At 44.8% G+C, this 21,804-nt stretch carries 18 protein-coding genes; 16 read left to right on the forward strand and 2 right to left on the reverse strand.

Translation table 11 applies throughout. From position 1 onward, the window contains the following. Positions 1 to 10 precede the first annotated feature (10 nt). Positions 11 to 577 carry a 5-formyltetrahydrofolate cyclo-ligase gene (locus ABFY19_RS02260; RefSeq protein ID WP_418791651.1) on the forward strand — a complete coding sequence of 189 codons (567 nt, stop codon included), beginning with the start codon at positions 11 to 13 and terminating at the stop codon, positions 575 to 577. Here ABFY19_RS02260 and ABFY19_RS02265 read toward each other — a convergent pair. Together ABFY19_RS02265 and ABFY19_RS02270 are read right to left on the reverse strand one after the other, a co-directional pair. After that, positions 574 to 1,113: an ATP-binding protein gene (locus ABFY19_RS02265; RefSeq protein WP_418791652.1), complete on the reverse strand. Its 540-nt coding sequence runs from the start codon at positions 1,111 to 1,113 to the stop codon at positions 574 to 576. The two genes, ABFY19_RS02260 and ABFY19_RS02265, sit on opposite strands and share 4 nt — an antisense overlap. A gap of 52 nt (positions 1,114 to 1,165) precedes the next feature. After that, the gene (locus tag ABFY19_RS02270; RefSeq protein WP_418791653.1) at positions 1,166 to 1,501 is read right to left on the reverse strand and encodes a DRTGG domain-containing protein; all 336 of its coding nucleotides are present in this window, start codon (positions 1,499 to 1,501) and stop codon (positions 1,166 to 1,168) included. Positions 1,502 to 1,743: 242 nt separating this feature from the next. Between ABFY19_RS02270 and nuoE the strand changes: the two genes are divergently transcribed. The 15 genes from nuoE (at position 1,744) to ABFY19_RS02345 (ending at position 21,777) form a co-directional block, all read left to right on the forward strand. Beyond that, positions 1,744 to 2,229 (forward strand): NADH-quinone oxidoreductase subunit NuoE, encoded by a 486-nt coding sequence (gene nuoE, locus ABFY19_RS02275; protein WP_418790027.1) that lies wholly within the window; start codon positions 1,744 to 1,746, stop codon positions 2,227 to 2,229. 54 nt (positions 2,230 to 2,283) lie between these two features. Continuing rightward, positions 2,284 to 2,649 (forward strand): (2Fe-2S) ferredoxin domain-containing protein, encoded by a 366-nt coding sequence (locus ABFY19_RS02280; protein WP_418790026.1) that lies wholly within the window; start codon positions 2,284 to 2,286, stop codon positions 2,647 to 2,649. A gap of 28 nt (positions 2,650 to 2,677) precedes the next feature. Further along, a complete protein-coding gene (locus tag ABFY19_RS02285; RefSeq protein WP_418790025.1) occupies positions 2,678 to 4,471 on the forward strand; it encodes an NADH-ubiquinone oxidoreductase-F iron-sulfur binding region domain-containing protein in 1,794 nt (597 codons plus the stop codon). A 14-nt stretch (positions 4,472 to 4,485) separates the two neighbouring features. Further along, positions 4,486 to 5,454, forward strand: a complete 969-nt coding sequence (locus ABFY19_RS02290) for a 2Fe-2S iron-sulfur cluster-binding protein (RefSeq protein ID WP_418791654.1) — start codon at positions 4,486 to 4,488, stop codon at positions 5,452 to 5,454. Continuing rightward, positions 5,439 to 8,141 carry a formate dehydrogenase subunit alpha gene (gene fdhF / locus ABFY19_RS02295; protein WP_418791655.1) on the forward strand — a complete coding sequence of 901 codons (2,703 nt, stop codon included), beginning with the start codon at positions 5,439 to 5,441 and terminating at the stop codon, positions 8,139 to 8,141. The genes ABFY19_RS02290 and fdhF overlap by 16 nt, the downstream gene beginning before the upstream one ends. A 630-nt stretch (positions 8,142 to 8,771) precedes the next feature. Beyond that, entirely contained in the window at positions 8,772 to 9,329 is a 558-nt protein-coding gene (gene yyaC / locus ABFY19_RS02300; protein ID WP_418791656.1) for a spore protease YyaC, read from the forward strand. A gap of 179 nt (positions 9,330 to 9,508) precedes the next feature. Further along, on the forward strand, positions 9,509 to 11,617 hold the full coding sequence (locus ABFY19_RS02305) for an HD domain-containing phosphohydrolase (RefSeq protein WP_418791657.1): 2,109 nt from the start codon (positions 9,509 to 9,511) through the stop codon (positions 11,615 to 11,617). A 98-nt stretch (positions 11,618 to 11,715) separates the two neighbouring features. Next, positions 11,716 to 13,125, forward strand: a complete 1,410-nt coding sequence (selA, locus tag ABFY19_RS02310; protein WP_418791658.1) for an L-seryl-tRNA(Sec) selenium transferase — start codon at positions 11,716 to 11,718, stop codon at positions 13,123 to 13,125. Between the two features lie 22 nt (positions 13,126 to 13,147). Continuing rightward, positions 13,148 to 14,188, forward strand: coding sequence for a selenide, water dikinase SelD (gene selD / locus ABFY19_RS02315; RefSeq protein WP_418792515.1), 1,041 nt, complete (start codon positions 13,148 to 13,150; stop codon positions 14,186 to 14,188). A 15-nt stretch (positions 14,189 to 14,203) separates the two neighbouring features. Next, complete coding sequence (gene bshC, locus ABFY19_RS02320; protein ID WP_418791659.1) at positions 14,204 to 15,829, forward strand: bacillithiol biosynthesis cysteine-adding enzyme BshC; 1,626 nt, start codon at positions 14,204 to 14,206, stop codon at positions 15,827 to 15,829. A gap of 86 nt (positions 15,830 to 15,915) precedes the next feature. Continuing rightward, positions 15,916 to 17,292, forward strand: a complete 1,377-nt coding sequence (locus tag ABFY19_RS02325) for a PhoH family protein (RefSeq protein ID WP_418791660.1) — start codon at positions 15,916 to 15,918, stop codon at positions 17,290 to 17,292. Positions 17,293 to 17,485: 193 nt separating this feature from the next. Then, on the forward strand, positions 17,486 to 18,196 hold the full coding sequence (locus tag ABFY19_RS02330; RefSeq protein WP_418791661.1) for an N-acetylmuramoyl-L-alanine amidase family protein: 711 nt from the start codon (positions 17,486 to 17,488) through the stop codon (positions 18,194 to 18,196). Positions 18,197 to 18,358: 162 nt separating this feature from the next. Next, complete coding sequence (locus ABFY19_RS02335; protein WP_418791663.1) at positions 18,359 to 18,538, forward strand: hypothetical protein; 180 nt, start codon at positions 18,359 to 18,361, stop codon at positions 18,536 to 18,538. 37 nt (positions 18,539 to 18,575) lie between these two features. Continuing rightward, on the forward strand, positions 18,576 to 19,814 hold the full coding sequence (gene glp, locus ABFY19_RS02340; protein ID WP_418791665.1) for a gephyrin-like molybdotransferase Glp: 1,239 nt from the start codon (positions 18,576 to 18,578) through the stop codon (positions 19,812 to 19,814). Positions 19,815 to 19,848: 34 nt separating this feature from the next. Beyond that, the gene (locus ABFY19_RS02345; RefSeq protein WP_418791667.1) at positions 19,849 to 21,777 is read left to right on the forward strand and encodes a molybdopterin biosynthesis protein; all 1,929 of its coding nucleotides are present in this window, start codon (positions 19,849 to 19,851) and stop codon (positions 21,775 to 21,777) included. Positions 21,778 to 21,804 lie beyond the last annotated feature (27 nt).

A 21,804-nucleotide genomic window follows, 5' to 3' on the forward strand; every position in this document is an offset into this window, starting at 1 on the left:
GAGTGTAGGGATGAAAAAGCAGCTTAGAAAAGAAGTTCTTGCGGCCAGGATGGCTCAGACAGATGAAGAAATAGTTGAAAAAAGCGCATACATTACTAAAAGGCTGGTTGAGCTGCCGGAGTTTCAAAATGCCGGGTTAATAATGTTTTATCTTGATTTCAGAAAAGAAGTTTCTACCGGAGACTTAATCATTAAGTGCCTTAAAAATGGGCAAAGGGTGGTTGTGCCTATTACGGATACAAAAAACGTCAGGCTAATCCCTTCTGAGCTAAAAAATTATCCCGGGGACCTCGCTTCAGGAACATGGGGAATCTTGGAACCAAAACCTGAATGTGTACGGCCTGTTGACCTAATAGAAATAGATTTTGTGGTAGTGCCGGGGGTTTCTTTTGATACCAAGGGGAACAGGCTTGGTTATGGCGGTGGTTTTTATGACCGTTTTCTGAGACAGCTCCGTCCAGACTCTTCATTTGCCGCTCTTGCCTTTGAACTCCAGATTAGAGATAATGTTTATCCTGAAGAGCATGATTACCCGATGAAGTATGTGATTACAGAGAATCGTCTTATAAAATGTTAGAGAGATTTCTTATAGTTCTCGATCAGATACTGCTTAATCCAGTTGACGACTGCCGGATTGTTTAGGGGGACATCTTCGAGCTGCTCTCTGAGTTTCCGGGTATCAAAAATTATTTCCCGGTCATTCATTTTATGGATAAAAATCAAGTCTAACTCAGGGTTGCTTGCAATGAGATTAATTATTGAGTCAATAATGTTTCCCAGAGGGGCCCTGTCAATGTGGCTGTTGCGGAACGAGGCCTTTACGGTGGTACCTTTTCCAAGAGCTGATTCTATATTGATTTTGCCATCACAACGTTCTGCGGCTGACTTGAGGAGGGGGAGGCCCAGCCCGACACGTCTTGTTGTTCTGGTTGTAAAAAATGGGTCCATTATTTTTGCCTTGAGGTTTTCGTCCATACCCCGCCCATTATCCGATATTTCAATGTCAAAGGTGTCTTTGACAGCATCTTCATTAATCACAAGGTTCACTTTTGTTGCCTCTGCTTCAATTGAATTTTGAAGCATATCAATAATGTGCATAGCCAAGTCTTTCATTTTTGTCAACACCTCTGCTTGGGCTTTTGGCCTTTCAATTTGACCCCAAAATTTATTTTTTCAATAAATTATAGAGTTTCCCAGCTGCTTCAAAGGTTGGGAGCTTTGTTGTTAGTACAGGAATATTTTCCTGGGCAGCTTTGGCAACAGTTTCCGGGTCAGGTTCAGCACCTCTTGAAATCAATATAGCAGAAATGCCGATAAGTGAAGCTACAGCGACAATATTGGGGTGGGTCTGCAGGGTAATCCAGATGCTGTCTTTTTTTGCATTTGCTAGGACATCACTTAATAAGTCTGAACAGTAGCACCAGCTTACAGGCCTATTCAGTGATGATTCACAGCAATTGATTTGTGCTTCTGCTTCATTAATCGCATCCATAAGCAGCATTTTTAGTTCCCCTTTCCCATGTTTATGATACGTGTTTAAAAATGCTGAAACCCGTAAAATAATTCTATATTATTTCACGATTTCCTGCCTAAACGATTTGTATATTCCAAAAATTTTGACACTTATGCAGGAATTATGGATATTTTGTCAAATACGTTAATGTTACCCTTGTTTTATGCTTTTTTTCACAATTCTATATCTAAAAAATAAATGAAAGATTTAAGGAAGGAGGTAAAGAAATCATGTGTCAGTGTGAATGTCAGGAAACCAAATCAAATGAAGCCCTTGAACTGGATAAGGTGTTTGCTAAGTACGAGGGTAAAAAAGGAGCCTTAATCCCTGTTTTACAAGCGGCTCAAGATATTTATGGATACTTGCCTGCAGAGGTGCTTAAGGAAATTTCGTCAAGGCTGCGGATTCCTGTGAGCAAGGTTTACGGTGTTGTTACTTTTTATGCCCAGTTCCACCTGAACCCCAGAGGCCGTAATATAATCCGGGTATGCCTTGGAACTGCCTGCCATGTCCGTGGTGGTTCTAAAATAGCGGAAGCAGTGACTAAAGCGGTTGGGATTAAGGATGGTGAGACAACCGAAGACCTCAGGTATACCTTTGAGTCTGTAGCTTGTTTGGGTGCCTGCGGTCTGGCTCCTGTTATGATGGTTAATGATGATACTCATGGCCGCTTAACTCCGGATAAGGTCGCAGCTTTGCTGGAAGAGTACAAGTAAAACGGAATAATTCTATTATTAAAATAAACCTAATATATAAGGAGGTGACCCTAGGTGATTAAAAGCGCCGAAGACCTTAAACGCCTAAAAGAAGAAGTTAAGGCATTGACCAGCATTCGTGGCGGTCAAGGTGTTGAAATAATTGTCCGGATGGGAACCTGTGGCATTGCTGCCGGTGCGAGGGAAGTAACGAGCGCCATCCTGGAAGAACTGAATAAGCATAACTTAGCTGATATACGACTTACTCAGACTGGCTGTACCGGTAAGTGTGAAAAAGAGGTCCTGGTAGACGTAGTTCGCCCGGGGGAAAAGATTATTACTTACGGGAAAGTCAAGCCACAGGATATAACCAGAATAGTCAGTTCCCATATTATTAATGGACAGATAGTTGAAGACCTTGTAGTTGCCAAGTCTAATTAAATTTTTGCAGAGAGGAGGTAATTTTAAAATGCAGTTATATCGCGCTCACTTACTGGTTTGCGGCGGCACAGGCTGTGTGTCTTCAGGCTCAAAAAAGATACAGGATGCCATAGTTGACGAACTTGCCAAGCAGAAGCTGGACCAGGAAATAAAAGTTGTTGAAACCGGATGCCATGGTTTTTGCGAAATGGGTCCGATTGTTATAGTTTACCCTGAAGGTACTTTTTACTGCCAGGTACAGGCAAATGATATCCCGGAGATAATATCCGAGCACCTGATCAAGGGCCGTATAGTACAGAGGCTGTTATTTAAAGCCCCTGTTACCGAGGAACAGGTACCTTCTTATAAAGATATTGCTTTTTACAAAAAGCAGCATAGGATAGCCCTCAGGAACTGCGGGCATATTGACCCCGAATATATTCAGGAATATATAGCCAAGAATGGTTATGAGGGTCTTGCCAAGGCTTTGACTACCTTGACTCCTGAGCAGGTTATTGAGGAAATGAAAAAATCAGGTCTGAGGGGTCGTGGGGGCGGAGGTTTCTCGACCGGCCTCAAATGGCAATTTGCATCCAAATCTCCCGGGCCTAAGAAATATATTATCTGTAATGCTGACGAAGGCGACCCGGGAGCATTTATGGACCGTAGTGTCCTTGAGGGTGACCCCCATAGTGTACTAGAAGGTATGCTAATAGCGGCTTATGCCATTGGTGCTGATGAAGGTTACATTTACGTCCGTGCCGAATACCCGCTTGCTATTAAACGTTTGAAGGTGGCTATTGCCCAGGCTGAAGAGATGGGACTCTTGGGTGACAACATTTTAGGTACCGGCTTCAGTTGCCGGATACAAATTAAAGAGGGTGCCGGAGCCTTCGTGTGTGGTGAAGAGACAGCCCTGATGGCATCCATAGAGGGTTCCCGCGGGATGCCGAACCCGAGACCGCCATTCCCGGCTGTTAAAGGTTTATGGGAAAAACCGTCAAACATCAACAATGTTGAAACATATGCCAATGTACCGATTATTCTCCTTGATGGTGCTGATAAGTATGCCAGTCTGGGGACGGAAAACAGTAAAGGTACCAAGGTATTCGCCCTTACAGGAAAACTGAGGAACACCGGTTTGGCCGAAGTTCCCATGGGTATTTCCCTGAGGGAAATCATATTTGATATCGGCGGCGGAATCATGGATGATAAGAAGTTCAAGGCTGTCCAGATAGGCGGTCCGTCAGGCGGATGTATCCCCGAACAGCACCTGGATACACCTGTTGATTATGATTCCCTGATAGCCCTTGGAGCTATGATGGGTTCCGGCGGTCTGGTGGTCATGGACGAAACTTCCTGTATGGTAGATGTGGCCAGGTTCTTTCTTAACTTTACCCAAAAAGAGTCCTGCGGCAAATGTACTCCATGTCGTGAAGGTACCAAAAGGATGCTGGAAATTCTTGAAAAAATCTGTGACGGCAAGGGCGTCCCTGAAGACATAACCACCCTGCAGACTCTGGGAGCAGTTATTAAGAAGACCGCTCTCTGCGGCTTGGGGCAGACAGCGCCCAATCCCGTTCTGGCTACTCTCAGATATTTCCGTGATGAATATGATGCCCATATAAATGATAAGAAGTGCCCTGCAGGAGTTTGCACCGCACTGCTGGAATACAAGATTATTGCTGAAAGTTGTAAAGGCTGCGGAGCTTGTGCCCGTGTCTGCCCGGCGGACGCAATCACTGGTGAGAAAAAACAACCTTATGTAATCGATATTTCTAAGTGTATCAAATGTGGCAGTTGTATCGAAAAATGCAAATTTAACGCTATCGTTAAAGGTTAGAGGGAGGCTTGATTATGGCCAGTGTTACTTTAACCATAAACGGGCAAAAGGCTATCGTGCCTTCAGGAATTACAGTCCTGGAAGCAGCGGAAATGTGCGGTTATTCCGTACCTACTTTCTGCCATGAAAAGGACCTGACTGCTCCTGGAGCCTGCCGGATATGTGTGGTTGAAATAAAGGGTTGGAGAAACCTGCCTCCATCATGTGTGACAACTGTTGCCGAGGGAATGGAAGTAGAGACTGAGTCTCCTGCGGTTATCGAGGCTAGGAAGACAATTCTTGAGCTGCTGGTTGCCAATCACCCGTTAGATTGTATGACGTGTGAGAAAAGCGGAAACTGCAAGCTTCAGGATTATGCCTATCGTTATGGAGTGAGCAGTCCGACTCCGTATGAAGGTGAGAAAAAGCAATTTGCGGTTGATGACAGCAATCCGTACATTTACAGAGATTCTAACAAGTGTATCCTTTGCGGCAAATGTGTATCCACATGTAAGGCTGTTGCTGATAGAAGTATAATTGACTATGCCTTCAGGGGATTTAACACAAAGATTGCCACATTTATGGATACTGATCTGAAGGATTCCTCTTGTGTCTACTGCAACCGCTGTGTTGCCATCTGTCCGGTCGGAGCGCTTACCGACCGAAACATGATGGGCAAAGGACGAATCTGGGAGTATGAAAAGGATGAAGTTACCTGTACCTTCTGTGATTCCGGCTGCAAGTTTGATGTTAACTACAAAAATGGAGAGGTAATTGGTGTCACTGCCAAAAACCCTTCTGCAGGAAGGCCGCTTTGTCTGAAAGGGCGGCTGGGGACCGAGTTTATAAAGAACCCGGATCGAACAGACCTGCCGCTGGTTAACAAGAATGGAGAATTTATCCCGGTATCATGGGAAGAAGCCCTTGGTATTGCTCCGATTGTGGAGAAAATCAATGCCCTAAAATGTAGGAAGGAGAGGGAGCTTAAATGTCTGTCAACGTAACCCTTACTATAGACGGTCAAAAGGTAACGGTACCGGCGGAGACAACCGTACTGGAAGCTGCTCAGCAGATTGGGATAGATATTCCGACATTTTGTCATGACCCTGAGCTGTCCAGGCCCGGAGCCTGTCGGATATGTGTGGTTGAAATAAAGGGTATGCGCAATCTGGCACCTTCATGTGTGACAGCAGTTGCTGAGGGTATGGAAGTGCAAACCGAATCAGCAGCCGTAGTGGAAGCCCGGCGAACCATCCTCGACCTGCTTCTGGCCAACCATCCGCAGGACTGTATGACCTGCCAGGATTTCGGTGATTGCCGCCTGGCTAATTATGCATACAGGTACGGGCTGAGAACGACCTCTTTTATTGGAGAACAAACTAATATACCGCTAGACGAAACCAGCGCCGTAATCACCAGGGATGTGAATAAATGTATACTTTGCGGCAAATGTGTTCGTGTTTGTGCCGAGATAGTTGGCCGGAATGTGGTTGACTTTGTTTCCCGTGGTTTTACTACAAGCGTTAGCCCTGCCCTTGAACTGGGTCTGGGTGAAAAAGAAGCCGGTTGTGTAAACTGCGGCAGTTGTGTTGCCGTTTGCCCGGTGGGTGCCCTAACTGAGAAAAATATGCGGGGTACAGCCCGTCCATGGGAAGTTGAAAAAGTTAAGACAACTTGTCCATATTGCGGCTGTGGGTGCAATTTTGATCTTAATGTCAAAGATGGAAAGGTTGTGGGTGTAACCTCCAACCCGACCAGTGAGGTAAATGGGCGGCACCTTTGTGTTAAAGGCCGTTTCGGCTACGATTTTATCCATAGTTCCGACCGCCTGGTTCAGCCCTTGGTTAAAAAAGACGGCAAAGCCGGTGATTTTGTTGAGGTTTCTTGGGATGAAGCCATCAACTATGTGGCTTCCAGGCTGAAAGAAATTAAGGAGAAAAATGGCAGTGATGCTATGGCGGTACTAAGTTCCGCCCGCTGTACCAATGAGGAAAACTACCTCATGAACAAGATTGCGCGGGTAGCATTCGGTACTAACAATATCGACCACTGTGCACGTCTCTGACACTCCGCTACTGTTGCCGGTCTGGCAACTGCATTTGGGAGTGGCGCGATGACTAACTCAATTGGAGAAATTAATGAATGTGATTTTCTTTTTGTAATTGGTTCCAATACCACTGAGACCCATCCAATTATCAGTCTTGAAATGAGAAAGGCTGTCAGCCGGGGGGCCAAACTGGTTGTAGCTGACCCCAGAAGAACCGAGATAGCAGGACTTGCCGATGTGCATGTTCCCCTGAAGCCGGGGGCTAATATTCCGCTTCTCAATGCAATGTGTAATGTAATCATTGAAGAAGAGTTGTATAACAAGGAATTTGTATCTACTCGTACTGAAGGCTTTGAAGAGCTGAAGGCAGCGGTGGAAAACTTCACACCTGAAGCCTATGCCGGTATAATCGGTATTTCGGCAGAAACTATCAGGGAAATTGCCCGTGGATATGCTAATGCCGGTAATGCTGCCATTTTCTATACAATGGGTATTACCCAGCATACTTCAGGTACTAATAACGTTCTGGCTGTCGCTAACCTTGCAATGCTTACAGGCCAAATAGGGAAACCCAGCAGCGGCGTCAACCCACTCAGGGGTCAGAATAATGTTCAGGGCGCCTGTGATATGGCTGCACTGCCTAATGTATTCCCCGGATACCAGGGTGTTGCTGTTCCTGAAAATGTTGAGAAATTCACCAAACTATGGGGTATTTCCCAGTCAACCAAGGCTGGACTTACAGTTGGCGAGATGATGGATGCAGCCCACCATGGGGACCTTAAGGCAATGTATATCTTAGGTGAGAATCCCATGCTCAGTGACCCTGACATCACTCACGTTCAGCAGTCCCTTGAAAATCTGGAGTTTTTGGTTGTTCAGGACCTTTTCCTGACAGAGACTGCAATGCTGGCTGATGTAGTACTGCCTGGGGCAAGTTTTGCCGAAAAAAACGGTACCTTTTCCAATACCGAACGTCGTGTCCAGCGTGTGCGTAAGGCAATTGAGCCTTTGGCAGGCAAGGCTGACTGGGAAGTTATCTCAGAAGTCCTTACTGCAATGGGATATCCCCATAAATACAACGGCACTTCAGAAATATTTGATGAGATAGCCAGGGTTACCCCGCAGTATGCCGGTATGTCATATGCCCGTCTTGAGGAAACAGGCTTACAGTGGCCATGTCCCAATGCGGACCATCAGGGGACCAAATTCCTTCACGAGGGCAAATTCTCCCGCGGTCTGGGCAAGTTTACCGGTGTTGACTTTGAGCCTCCGGCAGAACTGCCTGACGAGGAATACCCGCTTGTGCTCAATACGGGACGCCGTTTGTATCATTATCACACAGGCACCATGACTCGCCGGGCTAAAGGGCTGAATGCAATCTATAGTGAGGAATTTATTGAAATTAATCCTAAAGATGCACTTAAACTTGGCATCAGTGACGGTGAGCTGGTTAAAGTAAGTTCCCGCCGTGGTTCAATTACCGTTAAGGCTCAGGTTACCGATATGGTTCAGGAGGGTATGGTATTTACCTCATTCCACTTCTCCGAAGCGCCTGTTAACTTCCTGACAAATACGGCACGTGATGCTATTGCTAAAATACCTGAATTGAAGGTAGCTGCGGTTAAAGTGGAAAAAGTAAGCTAAAATGTAATATGGACAGGGGCAGATATATTCCTCCGGCAGGCTACGTCTCAACCGGTTACCCAAACCCGCTAAAGCGGGATTTGGACCGGTTGATGACAGACTCTGCCTTCCGGAACATATTTGCCCCTGTATACTTACTCTTTAACATCTACTATAATAATATAAATCGGAGGAAAATCCTACAAGTAATATAACATATTAGTATTTTATTGGTTCGGGGAAATGACTATTGTATGTGGTGAGGTGTTGTGTAAGATTTTCCTGGCACTGCCGTCGTGAGAAATCTTACCGCAGATCCGCTAAGCGAAGGCAAGGACCGTAGCCATGGATGGCGGAGCCGCCACTGAGGCAGGAGCCGAATTGGCGGTTTAGTCCTTGGCTTCGCCAGGAAAAAGGTTAGATTTCTCCGGCTGCAGTGTGGAAAATCGGTACAATACCTCACCACTTTATCTATAGTTATTTTCCACACCTACATTTTTACTGAAAGAGTATTATGTCATATAACCGCGATAACTTATTTCCCACAACCTTTTTATTTTTTAGGTATTCGACACATCAGATTTAATATAATTAGTCTGAGTTAAATTGAGTGTTTGAATATCAAAACTATATTAAAAAAGGCGGGAAACTATGGATATTTGTTTTCATTACAGTGATATTGAAGGACAAAAAAATCTGTTAAACTCCCTGACAACACTGTCAATGGATTATCATGAATTGGTAATAGTCTGTGTGGGAACCGACCGGGTTTCCGGTGACAGCCTGGGGCCCTTGGTAGGCACCTTACTGCTGGAAGAATGCAGGTATGCTAATGTTTACGGCACTCTGGACAGGCCGGTACACGCCCAGAACCTGGATGTAACAATTGATAAAATCAAACGTTTACATCCTGAAGCCTTTGTGATAGCAATAGATGCCTGCCTGGGCAGAGCAATGAATGTTGAAAAGATTACTTTTGCCAGAAGGGCGCTGAAACCGGGAACTGGGGTATCCAAGACATTGCCGGAGGTGGGAAATGTAAATATTCAGGGCATTGTCAATATTGCCGGGTTTATGCCCCAGATGGTAATTCAGAATACCAGGATGAATACTATTTATAACATGGCCAAGGTCATATCTGGAACTCTTGCCCAAATGGTTATTGCACATAAAAATATATTTCCTGTTTATAAGCTTAAACAAGCTTAAAAGCGGCAATTATCAGAAGCAGCTGCCTTATTATGGTTAGCTGCATTTTTTATTTAATTCTTTTTTGGATACATTTTCTATTATTAAGGGAATTTAAGTTTACATGAAGAATTTGGAGGAAATTTGTTAGTAACTGTAGAAGTAACAATTAATTATGGGTACAAAAGGTGGCTAGCATTATGGGTTTTATTAGGAGGCTAATAAAAGAATCTCATAGACTCAGCATTAGAACCAAGGTTCTAGTTATGTTCCTGGCCATTATGGGTGTTGTCGTTTACAAGATAAGTTCCTCAACCCACCACTATATTGTGGAACTTCAGGGTGAGAACAAAGTAAACGAAATTTTAAGTTTTGCTCACACCTACCTTTACAGCAACGCCGATACCTTTTCCTTAAAAACAGATTTATTAGCTAAGGAAATTAGCGGCCTTGGGCCGACAACCAAGACATTTGAAAGAATTTCCTTGGAGTCCCAAGCCTGGGAGCCGGTATACAGACCGGATTTATTGTATTACTTTGATACCAGTAAAAATACATTGTATTCCAATAACCGTGTTTATAACTCCGAGAATTATCAGGAAATAATAAATAATATTATGTCCCTGCAGGCAGTGCAAAAAGCATTAAATGGTCAGGAAGTTAATGGTTTTGAAATTATTCCCTCTGCGATTGTCGGGTCAGAAGGCCTGATGGATATGGTGAGGGTTCCAATTGTGCCGACACCTAATGCCAGGGCAATCAATTATTCGATAGAAGAACGCGCGATGGCTATGATTTCTGCAAAACCTATTTATTTTGACGGACAACAACACGGGGTTTTAGTGACGGCACATATTCTTAACAACAGGTTTAACTTAGTAGACCGGTTTAGCGGTGAGTATCATGTTACCACTACTATTTTTATGGACAATATCCGCATTTCCACAACAGTACCTAATGAAGACGGGGAAAGAGCTGTTGGAACTGTTCTGTCAGTGCCGGTGGAAGACAAGGTTCTGGTTAAGGGAGAAAATTATCAAGGGCGGGCTTTTGTAGTAAATGACTGGTATATTACCGCATATGAGCCTATCAGGGATATTGATAACAGTGTTATCGGTTCGTTATATGTCGGCCTTAGAGAGGCTCCGTTGCTGCAAATGCAGCAGAATTTAGATAACGAAATTAAGATTACTCTGGCAATACTTAGTCTTATTTTTGTTTCAGCCCTATACTATCTATATAGATCTATAGTAATACCACTGCATAAGATGTCGATTTCTGCCATCAGCTTTGCCAGGGGTGAACAGGAAATTCAGATTCCCACAGATAATCCGAATTCTTGCTGGTTGATTAATCAGTGTGAGTTTACTGAATGTCCGGCATATAAAAACCTAAATCTTAAATGCTGGCTTCTTCCTCAAACTAAATGCTGTGAATCTAGCAGAACTAATCGTAAGAACACCTGCAGCCACTGTAAAATATACCGTCAGTTGTCCGGGAATGAGATTGACCAGCTTGCTGATGCTTTTAATTATATGGCAATATCCATTCAGGAAAATACTCGTTCCCTCTATGAGTTGAACCTAGAGCTTGAGGCTAAAAACAATGAACTCACGGACCAGAGGGATGAACTTGAGTGCCAGAAACAGCAGTTAATGGGCCTTAACCGGGAGCTGGAGGCTTCACTCAAGGCCCTTGATGACAGCCAGAGTATTATTTATGCGCTTGCTGTTGCTGTTGAGGCTAAAGACCCGTATACAAGGGGCCACTCCGAGAGAGTCGCGGATTACAGTGTCAGGTTAGCTGATGCCTTGGGAGTAAATATAAGTGATTTCTCTATAATCAGGGGAGCTGCCTTGCTGCACGATATCGGTAAAATTGGGATTAGTGGTACAATTCTTAGAAAGCCGGGGTTGCTGACAGCTATTGAGTTCCAACAGGTTAAAAAGCACCCGGGAATTGGTGAACGTATTTGCCTATCGTTGAAGTTTGCCAGGGATATGCTGCCCATAATCAGGCATCACCATGAGCGTTTTGACGGAAAGGGTTATCCTGATGGGCTGAAGGGAGAGAAGATTCCTCTGATGGCAAGGATAGTGGGTGTGGCAGATGCATTTGATGCTATGACTTCTGACCGCCCATACCGACCAGGGATGACTATTGATGATGCCCTTAGTGTGCTCAGCCAGGGTGCGGGAACTCAGTGGGATCCTGAATTGGTATCAATTTTCATCTATATGATAAAGCAAGGCAGCAGTAAAAACCTTGTTGCCACAACCCTTGAAGATAACGAAGAGATTGTAGAATAAAATTTGCCATGAGAGGCGCAGGGTATAAAACTTTAAATACCGGTAAAAATTAGAAGTGCAGGGAAACTTTAAAGTACCAAGTGAGTTAGGGGTATTATATGAACAATAAACAGACTTTGCTAAGAAAACTTCCGGCAATCAATATAATCTTGGAACAGGATCGGATTAAGCAGCTTGATTCACACTGCCCGCATGTTCTGATTTCGGAAGCCGCCTCAGAAACGGTTCAGGGCATTAGGGAAGCTATTTTGACTGATGAAAATGCAGGTGATAAAATTACCGACCTGGACTCAATTGTAGATATTGTGATAGAGAAAGTCCGGCAAAAGACCGCCCCTAATTTGAGAAAAGTTATTAATGCAACAGGCATAGTTTTACATACTAATTTAGGCCGGGCTGTCCTTGCCAAGTCAGCAGTTAAGGCAATCAATGATGTGGCAGCCAATTATTCAAATCTTGAACTGGATTTAACTACAGGGCAACGGGGAACGCGATATTCACACATTGAAGAACTGCTGTGCCGGCTAACCGGGGCTGAAGCGGGAATGGTAGTGAATAATAACGCTGCTGCGGTGCTTTTGGTATTGAATACACTGGCAAAAAACAAAGAAGTTGTTGTATCACGTGGTCAGCTTGTCGAAATCGGAGGTTCCTTCCGGATTCCTGAGGTAATGTCTCAAAGTGGCGCTGTTTTGGCAGAGGTTGGGACTACCAACAAGACCTACTTGCGGGATTATGAAAGTGCTATTACTGGGGATACCGCGCTGCTGCTAAAGGTGCATACCAGCAATTATAAAGTGATAGGTTTCACGGCTGAGGCATCTGTAGAAGAACTGGTAAGCCTGGGCACGAAAAGGGGTATTGCTGTTTATGAGGACTTGGGCAGTGGCGTACTAGTTCAATTTACAAAATACGGAATTCCACATGAGCCTACCGTTAGTGAGAGTATCAAAGCAGGTGTCGATATTGTGACATGCAGCGGGGATAAGCTTTTCGGCGGCCCTCAGGCAGGCATTATTGTGGGCCGGAAAAATATTATTGATAAAATTAAGCAAAACCAGCTTACCAGAGCTCTCAGGGTGGATAAATTTACCCTGGCTGCAATGGAGGCAACACTGCGCCTGTATTTTGACGAGGAAGCGGCTCTTGCTGAGATACCGACACTAAGGATGATTATGATGAAGCCTGAGGAAATCAAGTCAAGGGCGGAGAATCTGCTTAACTTGATTAGGGAAAAAGCAGGTGCAGGGGTAGAAACTGAGATTATTGCTGGTTTCTCTCAAGTTGGCGGGGGGGCACTGCCTGAAGCAGACCTCCCGACATTTCTTGTTTCCGTCAAGCCATTATCTATTAGTGTGAATAAACTGGAACAACGGTTCAGGGAGATGGAGCTTCCTGTTCTGGCCAGGATTCAAAAGGACAGGCTGTTATTTGACCTTAGGACACTGTTTGATAAAGATAGTGAAATAATTGCAATAAACTTGCAGCAAATTATCGAAATGGGGTGAGGATTTGACGGAAGACAAGCCAATATATTCACTAACATCGCTTTCATGCAAGGCCGGGTGAGCAGCCAAAATAGGTCCGGAGGACCTAGCCGAGGTACTAAGTTTATTGCCCCCGTCACTGCCTGATCCGAACTTGTTGGTGGGATTGAATACTAATGATGATGCCGGTGTTTACAGGCTTAATGATGATACGGCCCTTATCCAGACCCTGGACTTTTTTACACCTGTTGTTGATGACCCGTATATGTTCGGACAGATTGCGGCGGCAAATTCCCTTAGTGATGTTTATGCTATGGGGGGAAGGCCCCTTACGGCCATGAACATCATTTGCTTTCCCACGGGCAAACTTGAACTTGCGGTGCTTGCGGAGATTTTAAGAGGTGGGGCCGATAAAATTATGGAAGCTGGGGCTGTACTTGTGGGGGGGCATTCAGTTGAGGATGAGGAACCTAAATACGGTTTGGCAGTGACTGGAGTTGTCCACCCGGATAGGGTGAAAGCAAATTCCGGAGCAAAACCGGGTGATGTTTTGGTCTTAACAAAGCCTCTGGGAATAGGCATTATAACCACAGCAATTAAAGGCGGCCTGGCTTCTGCCGAAGAAATCGAGGATGTTTGCAGGTTGATGTCTGCCCTCAATAAAGATGCTGCCGAGGCTATGCAGGAAGTTGGCGCTAATGGTTGTACTGATGTCACCGGTTTTGGACTGTTGGGCCATGCATCTGAAATGGCGCGGGGCAGTGATGTATCGATTAATTTATATTCATCCCGTGTTCCTGTCCTGAAACAGGCTTATGGGTATGCGAAAATGGGCATAGTTCCCGGTGGCACCAGGAGGAATCTCAATTATGTCAAGCGGTTTGTTGATTTTCAGCTGGGCATAGAAGAGGTCCAGCAATTGATACTTGCCGATGCCATAACATCAGGAGGGCTGTTGATTTCCCTTCCTGAGGAGAAGGCTTCCCGGTTGTTAGAAATCCTGTATAGCAGGGGCAATACAGATGCTGCTGTAATTGGTGAGGTTACCGGTACAGACAGGGGCAGGATTATAGTGAAGCCGTAATAAGGAGAGATACTCTTGAGATTGGAATCTGTATCTGTGCAATATAAAAGCCCGCTGGTTAATGCGTACCTAAATGATTTTCCGCGGGTTGCTCATTTCTTTGAACACGACCCAGGCGATCCTGTTTCTTTTTCAAACAGGCATGACATAATTATGCAAGATTATCATACGGACCGGAATAAACTGGTCCGTATTTTAACTGAATACAATGAAACCCTGCAGTGTGGAAACCTTGCCAGGGAGAACCTGCGGAAGCTGGAAGATCCGGCAGCAACGGTGGTAATAACCGGGCAGCAGGCAGGTGTTTTTACAGGTCCCTTGTATACAATCTATAAGGCAATTACCGCTGTGCAGCTTGCTGCCGACCTTACCGCAAGAACAGGAAGAAATGTTATTCCCATGTTTTGGGTTGCTGCCGAGGATCACGACTTTGCTGAGGTTGATCATATTTACGTGGTTAACCGGGAGCAAAATATAGTGCGCCTTAGGCTGGACCATAACATGAGTGAAAGGCGTTCGATTGGACACATTCCTATAAATGAGGCAGTATTTACTCTTATCGCCAGGTTAGAGGAATATACCAATCCCTCTGAATGGAAAACGGGAATTTTAGATAAAGTAAGTAAAATGGCCAGGAATAGTGATAACCTTGCTGAATGGTTTGCCCGTATCATGGCTTGGCTTTTTAAAGACTATGGACTTGTTATGGTGAACCCGATGCTTAAGGAATTGCGCAGCTTATGGAGCAGTACTTTTGAGGGATTCATCAGGAAAAGCCATTTCATTAGTGAAAAACTGAGCACCGCAGCAGATTTGGTAAGGGATTTTGGTGCTGAACCTCAGGTTGAAAAAGATAAAGATAATATTAATATGTTTATTTATGTAAATGGTGAAAGGCTGCCCCTGTTCAGAACGGGTGAACTCTATCATGTAAGGGGTGGAGCGGTGCAATGGACACTGGAGGAGTTGCGGGCAATTGCCAGGGGAAAACCGGAATTATTAAGCCCTAATGTGGTTTTGCGCCCGGTGGCCCAGGATGTACTGCTTCCAATAACGGCATATATCGCAGGACCTGGTGAAATATCATATTATGCTTTATACCGGGATATATACCGGTTATTTAACCAAAGAATGCCTGTTATTTATCCCAGGACAAATATTTCGTTATTTGAACCTGGTATTGCCAAAAACATGACTGAATATGGCATTTCATTTGCCGAAGGCTCTGACGGTTTACAGCAGAAACTTCGGGAGAAATTAGAAGCCAGGGACGTGCTTGGCATTGACCCGGTGTTTAATGCTTTTATTGCTGAGTTTGAACATTCTTACCGCGAGTTTATTTTGAAGGTTACCGGAACAAATCGGGAACTGGTAGGACACGGGGATGAAAGTTTCGGCAAAATCATTCATCAATTGGAATACTTCAGAAAAAAAACACACCAATACCACCGCAAGTCCTGTGATATATTGATCAACAGGTTTAATAACATTGAAACCCACCTTTTTCCACGCAACAATTGGCAGGAAAGGGTTTTTAACATTTTTCCGTACCTGTTCAAATATGGGACCGGTTTCATAAATGACCTGGCACAACTCCCTCTGCTGGGGAATTATGACCATAAACTAGTGTACATTCGCTAATTCAGTCTGAGGGAAAAATAGAGGAAATTGGAAAACTGTGTCGAATAATATCTTAATATTCTTAAGACGTGAAAGGCGGCGATAATTTGAAAAAGATTTTTATCCTCGATACAAATGTCTTGCTTCATGACCCTTATGCCATCCTTAAATTCCAGGACAATGATGTGATTATCCCATTAATAGCGATTGAGGAAATGGATAACCAGAAGCGCAGACAGGATGAGGTAGGCAGGAATGCGCGCCGTGTCGCCAAGCTGATCGATGAACTCCGTCATAAAGGGAAAATATATGAAGGAGTACAGTTAGATACAGGTGGGACTCTGAAGGTAGAGATAAATCACCAGAAGGTACAAAATATGAACGGCGCTCTAGAACAATTTAAGGCAGATAACAGGATTCTCTGTGTTGCCCTGGCATATAAGGAGGAGTTTCCTGATAAAAAGGTTATCTTAGTGACAAAAGACACCTATCTCAGAATCAAAGCTGATGTTGCCGGAATCGAGGCAGAGGATTTTAAAACGGATAAAGTAAATATTGAAGAACTTTATTCCGGTACTCTTGATATAAAAGTTGCCCCTGAGATAATTAACCAGTTTTACAGCAATAGTTTCCTTCCTTGGGAGAGGCCTGAGGGCGATCCGGAGGAGTTATATTCCAACCAGTTTGTATCTTTGGTAGATATTAACGAAACCGGTCAATCTGCTCTGGCCCGTTATAATCCGGATAAGAAGGGCCTGGTGCCATTGATTCACGCTGGCGCGGATGCCTGGGGCATCCGCGCGCGGAATAAGGAACAACGCTACGCCATGGAATTGTTGATGGATGATAACATCAAGCTGGTAACTCTGGTAGGCCAGGCCGGTACCGGGAAAACTCTGCTGGCAGTTGCAGCAGGATTGGAAAAGACTATTGATGAAGAAACATACAAGAAACTTGTGGTTACCAGACCGGTAATACCACTTGGAGGGGATATTGGTTACCTGCCTGGTGATAAGGAAGAAAAGATGCGTCCTTGGATGAGTCCTATTTATGACAACCTGGAGTATATTTTCGGTATTGGGAAAGAAAGTAAAAAAGAAAAAGCTGACAAAGGTGACCATGATAAACCCAAGTCAAACAATATAGATACTATGATTCGTTATTTTAAAGAAAAAGGACAGCTCGAACTGGAAGCCATAACATATATCAGGGGACGGACTATGCCAAGGCAGTATATTATAGTAGATGAAGCCCAGAACCTGACACCTCATGAAGTCAAGACTATCCTGACCAGGGCGGGGGAAGGTTCCAAGATAGTCCTTACCGGGGACCCCTATCAGATTGACCATCCCTATCTTGATTCCAATAGCAACGGTTTGACTTATCTTGTAGAAAAATTCAAAGGAGTTAAGCTGGCCGGTCATGTAACCTTTATTAAGGGTGAACGTTCTGAACTGGCCCAGATTGCGGCTGAACTGATTTAACTTTTTGACAAATAATAAAATCAAGTTTTATACAGCTTTCCAATATTATGAACTTGCGAAGGGAGCGTCCCATAAGTTAAAATCTTATGGACACGCTTCCTTATCTTTCCGGTAAAAGTTAACTTATATTAGTTGTCTGGAATAAAATATACTAGTATAAGAGATAAGCTGTTTTGCGGAAAGGAGTATATACATGGCGCCCAAAATAGTAATAGATCCAGGACATGGCGGGTATGATCCGGGTGCACAGGGTTATGGTCTGGAGGAAAAAACTGTTAACCTGGATATAGCACAGAAAATTAGGAATAAGCTGGTTAACTATGCAGATGTAAGCCTAACAAGAAATAGTGATGTTTTTGTCGGACTTTCGGAAAGGGCCGTTTTTGCCAACAAACTGGAAGCGGACCTGTTCGTTTCCATACACGTTAATGCGGGTGGGGGAACGGGATTTGAAAGTTATATTTATCCGGATGCTTCTATTGAATCGCGTGATATAACCGGAAATGTTCACCGGTTAGTGGCAGAATTTTACCTTTCTTCAGGTTTTCCGGATAGGGGGTTAAAAGAGGCCAATTTTGCTGTATTGCGTGAAACAAATATGCCGGCAATTTTAATAGAAAACTTGTTTACTGATACCAAGAAGGATGCTTCCCGTCTTCAAGACCCCCTGTTTCGGGATGAAATTGCCGCCGCTACGGTCAAAGGAATAATCAGGGCCCTGCACCTGGCGCCTCAACAACCGGAAACACCTCCTCATTGGGCTTCAGAATACTTTAAGCGCCTTGAAGATGCAGGCTTGGTAAACAGCAAACATAATCTGGATTCCCCGGTCACCTGGGGGGAATTTTCTGCAGTAATATTAAGGTTGGTTGATAAGCTTAATGAGTCTGTGCCTGTTCGGTGAACCTTGGTTCTGCTTGCGGAAATTGTTTAAAAAGGCTATAATATAGAATTAAGAAGAAAAAGCTCGAAAGGAGACTGACAATATCATGACATCCCTTTTCCAGGGGTGTTTTATTTCGCTATAAGGTATATTTGAGAGAATTAATAAGGAGGCGCAGAAGAGATGGACATGATTCCCGATAAAGTTCTGGAAGCGGTAAAGGACGCTGCTCCGGAGGGCAGGTTAAGCTGTGCGGATGCTCATGCCCTGGCAAAAAGGCTGGATGTTGAATTGCTGATTATTGGAAAGGCAGCTGATGAGCTGAAAATTAAAATAAAAAGCTGTCAGTTGGGGTGTTTCTAGCATAAGCCAAGCTTTTCCAGAATAACGGAGGTTCCTAATGACTGAACTGTTTAAACTAACAAGTGTAAACGAAGCCTGGGAGATTTTTAAGAATAATATTGTCTTGAATGGTCCGACTGAGGAGAAGGTACCTGTTCTCGATTCCCTTGGCAGGGTTTTAACCAGGGATATTGTTTCCGGGATTGATATTCCAAGTTTTACACGTTCTACCATGGATGGTTATGCTGTCCGGGCAGCCGATACTTTTGGGGCTTCAGAAGCTATGCCTGCCGTACTGGAGGTTTCCGGTGAGGTTATGATGGGTGAAGAGGCCTTGACAGGTCTGGAACCCGAGCAGGCAGTTAGAATATCTACAGGGGGAATGCTGCCGGGGAATGCTGATTCTGTTGTTATGGTGGAATACACGGAAGAACTGGACAGTAGGTCTATATTGGTTGTACGGCCGGTAGCCCCTGGAGAGAATGTTGTCCGCAAAGGTGAGGATATCAGGGAAGGTCAAGTAATTATTAAAGCCGGGACCATCATGAGGCCCCAGGAATTGGGCGGCCTGGCAGGTGTTGGCATATTATCATGCCATGTTGCCTGTAAACCGCGAGTAGGTATTTTATCTACAGGTGATGAACTTGTGGAACCTGATATGGTACCAGGTCTGGGACAAATCAGGGATATTAATTCATATGCCATTTCAGGACTGGTGGCCGAGGCCGGTGGCCAAGCTATAAACTATGGTATCATCAGGGATGATTTTAACTTCCTTGAGGAGACCGTTAAAAAGGCGGTGTCAGAAACCGATATTGTTGTTGTGTCAGGGGGCAGCTCAGTAGGAACAAGAGATGTTACTTCAAAAGTGCTTGACAGTATCGGTAAGCCGGGAGTGTTGGTTCACGGGGTATCCGTGAAACCTGGCAAACCGACTATCCTTGGGGTAGTTAGTAATAAGCCGGTTCTGGGACTCCCTGGTCATCCTGCTTCAGCAATGGTTTTGGCTGATATCTTTTTGGTCCCTCTGGTCAGAGCAATGTTGGGACTAGGTTTTACCTCCCCGGACCGAAGAACTGTACGGGCTCTTATAGGCAGGAGTATAGCTTCATCCGGCGGGCGGCTGGATTATGTCAGGGTGGCCTTGAACAGCGAAAACGGGGAATTGAGAGCTGACCCTGTATTGGGGAAATCGAGCCTGATAATGACAATGGTTAAGGCAGATGGTGTAGTAATTATCCCTATGGCTAAAGAGGGGCTTGAAGCAGGAGAAGAGGTTGAGGTAGTTCTGTTTTAGCAGTTTTTTATTATATTTAGGCTGGTGAGTAGTTTTGGTAAAACGAAATGTTTATTTGGATAATACTCCCCTGGATGAGGCTATTGGCAAATATTTGGATAGGATTAAGGAAATGGGCGCACTGAAACCGCTGCCCGGTGAACTTATATCTGTGGATGAGGCCTTGGGGCGTGTTACCTCTGAACCTGTCTTTGCACAGGTATCATCACCCCATTACCATGCTTGTGCTATGGATGGTATGGCAGTAAAGGCTGAAAATACATTTAAGGCTTCAGAAACAACTCCTGTAAGACTGAGGGTCGGTTCGGGGGCATTTCCGGTGGATACCGGAGACCCGCTTCCTGAAGGTTGTGATGCCGTTATCATGATTGAACAGGTGCATTTTGTTTTTGACAGTGAAATTGAAATTATTGCTGCAGCAACTCCATGGCAGCATGTCCGGCCACTTGGTGAGGATATTGTGGCTACGGAAATGATTGTTTTGGCAAATCATGTACTTCGTCCTATGGATATTGGAGGAATTCTTGCCGGAGGGATAACGGAAGTCAATGTTTACAGGCGACCGGTGGTTACCATAATACCAACAGGGACTGAACTCGTTCAGCCGGGGACAGACCTTAAAAAAGGAGATATCATAGAGTATAATTCCAGGGTAATCGGAGGGCTGATTCGGGAATGGGGCGGACAGGCTGTGCGGACAGATATCTGTTCTGATGACTATGACGTTCTTAGGGAACGGGTCCAGAATGCGGTCGAACAGTCAGATATAGTTGTTGTCAATGCAGGTTCTTCCGCTGGTTCGGAGGACTTTACTTCTGCAATTGTGCGTGAACTCGGTGAAGTTATAGTACACGGAGTAGCAATAAAACCAGGTAAGCCTGTAGTTTTGGGCATTATTGAAGGCAAACCGGTATTGGGTATACCCGGTTACCCGGTATCGGCCATTCTTGATTGTGAGCTGTTTTTAAAGCCGCTGATTACAGCAAAGGCGGGGCTTACTACAATTGACAGGCCGGTTCTTACAGCATCGTTGTCACGTAAGTTTGTTTCTCCCCAGGGAGTAGATGAATTTGTCCGTGTAAAACTTGGCCGGGTCGGTAAAAAGATAATTGCCACCCCGATTTCCCGTGGGGCTGGGGTGCTGACATCCATGATCAGGGCTGACGGTATCCTGAAAATACCCAGGTTTATGGAAGGATACGATGCCGGTACTGATGTGAAGGTCGAACTCCTGAAGGACAAAAATGAGATTGACAATACCTTGCTTATTATTGGAAGCCATGATGTATCCCTTGATATACTTGGTAATTATCTGAGGCAAATGTACCCCGGACGGAGCCTTTCTTCAGCCCATGTGGGCAGCTTTGGCGGTCTTTTAGCCCTAAGGCGCGGGGAAGCGCATATGGCAGGGGCCCATCTTTTGGATGAGGCTACAGGGGATTACAATATCGCTTATGTCGAGAAATTGTTATCCGGGATTCCGGTGGTTATAATTAATTTGGTGTATAGGCAGCAGGGGTTTATTGTACCTCGTGGAAATCCGCGGTGTGTGCGTACCTTTGTAGACCTGGCAAGACCAAATATGAAATTTATTAACCGCCAGAAGGGCGCCGGAACCAGAATTTTACTGGATTATTACTTGAAAAAAGAGGGGGTTGACCCTGAAGATATAGAGGGATACAATAGAGAGGATTATACTCATATGGCTGTTGCCGCAGCTATTGCCGGGGGCAGCGCTGATGTCGGACTCGGAATAAAAGCTGCAGCTAATGCACTTAAGCTGGATTTTGTACCGGTAACTGAGGAAAGGTATGATTTGGTTATCCCCCAGGTTTATTGGGATACCCGGCATATTAAAAGTCTGTTGAATGTCCTCAATGACCCGGGCTTTCAGGCTTCAGTGGAGAGCTTGGGCGGCTACAGTACCCGGGCTACGGGGCAGGAGGTCTACCGGTTGGATTAAGGTCTCTTCACTTGACCAGGAAGGATG

It is taken from the genome of Phosphitispora sp. TUW77 (assembly GCF_048453025.1).
Classification (GTDB): domain Bacteria; phylum Bacillota; class Thermincolia; order Thermincolales; family UBA2595; genus Phosphitispora.

Coding starts and splice junctions, on each gene's coding strand:
- ABFY19_RS02330 (WP_418791661.1), top strand. CDS start 17,486: ATGGCGCCCAAAATAGTAATAGATCCAGGACATGGCGGGTATGATCCG.
- ABFY19_RS02270 (WP_418791653.1), bottom strand. CDS start 1,501: ATGCTGCTTATGGATGCGATTAATGAAGCAGAAGCACAAATCAATTGC.
- ABFY19_RS02260 (WP_418791651.1), top strand. CDS start 11: ATGAAAAAGCAGCTTAGAAAAGAAGTTCTTGCGGCCAGGATGGCTCAG.
- ABFY19_RS02290 (WP_418791654.1), top strand. CDS start 4,486: ATGGCCAGTGTTACTTTAACCATAAACGGGCAAAAGGCTATCGTGCCT.
- yyaC (WP_418791656.1), top strand. CDS start 8,772: ATGGATATTTGTTTTCATTACAGTGATATTGAAGGACAAAAAAATCTG.
- nuoE (WP_418790027.1), top strand. CDS start 1,744: ATGTGTCAGTGTGAATGTCAGGAAACCAAATCAAATGAAGCCCTTGAA.
- glp (WP_418791665.1), top strand. CDS start 18,576: ATGACTGAACTGTTTAAACTAACAAGTGTAAACGAAGCCTGGGAGATT.
- ABFY19_RS02265 (WP_418791652.1), bottom strand. CDS start 1,113: ATGAAAGACTTGGCTATGCACATTATTGATATGCTTCAAAATTCAATT.
- ABFY19_RS02305 (WP_418791657.1), top strand. CDS start 9,509: ATGGGTTTTATTAGGAGGCTAATAAAAGAATCTCATAGACTCAGCATT.
- selA (WP_418791658.1), top strand. CDS start 11,716: ATGAACAATAAACAGACTTTGCTAAGAAAACTTCCGGCAATCAATATA.
- ABFY19_RS02335 (WP_418791663.1), top strand. CDS start 18,359: ATGGACATGATTCCCGATAAAGTTCTGGAAGCGGTAAAGGACGCTGCT.
- ABFY19_RS02285 (WP_418790025.1), top strand. CDS start 2,678: ATGCAGTTATATCGCGCTCACTTACTGGTTTGCGGCGGCACAGGCTGT.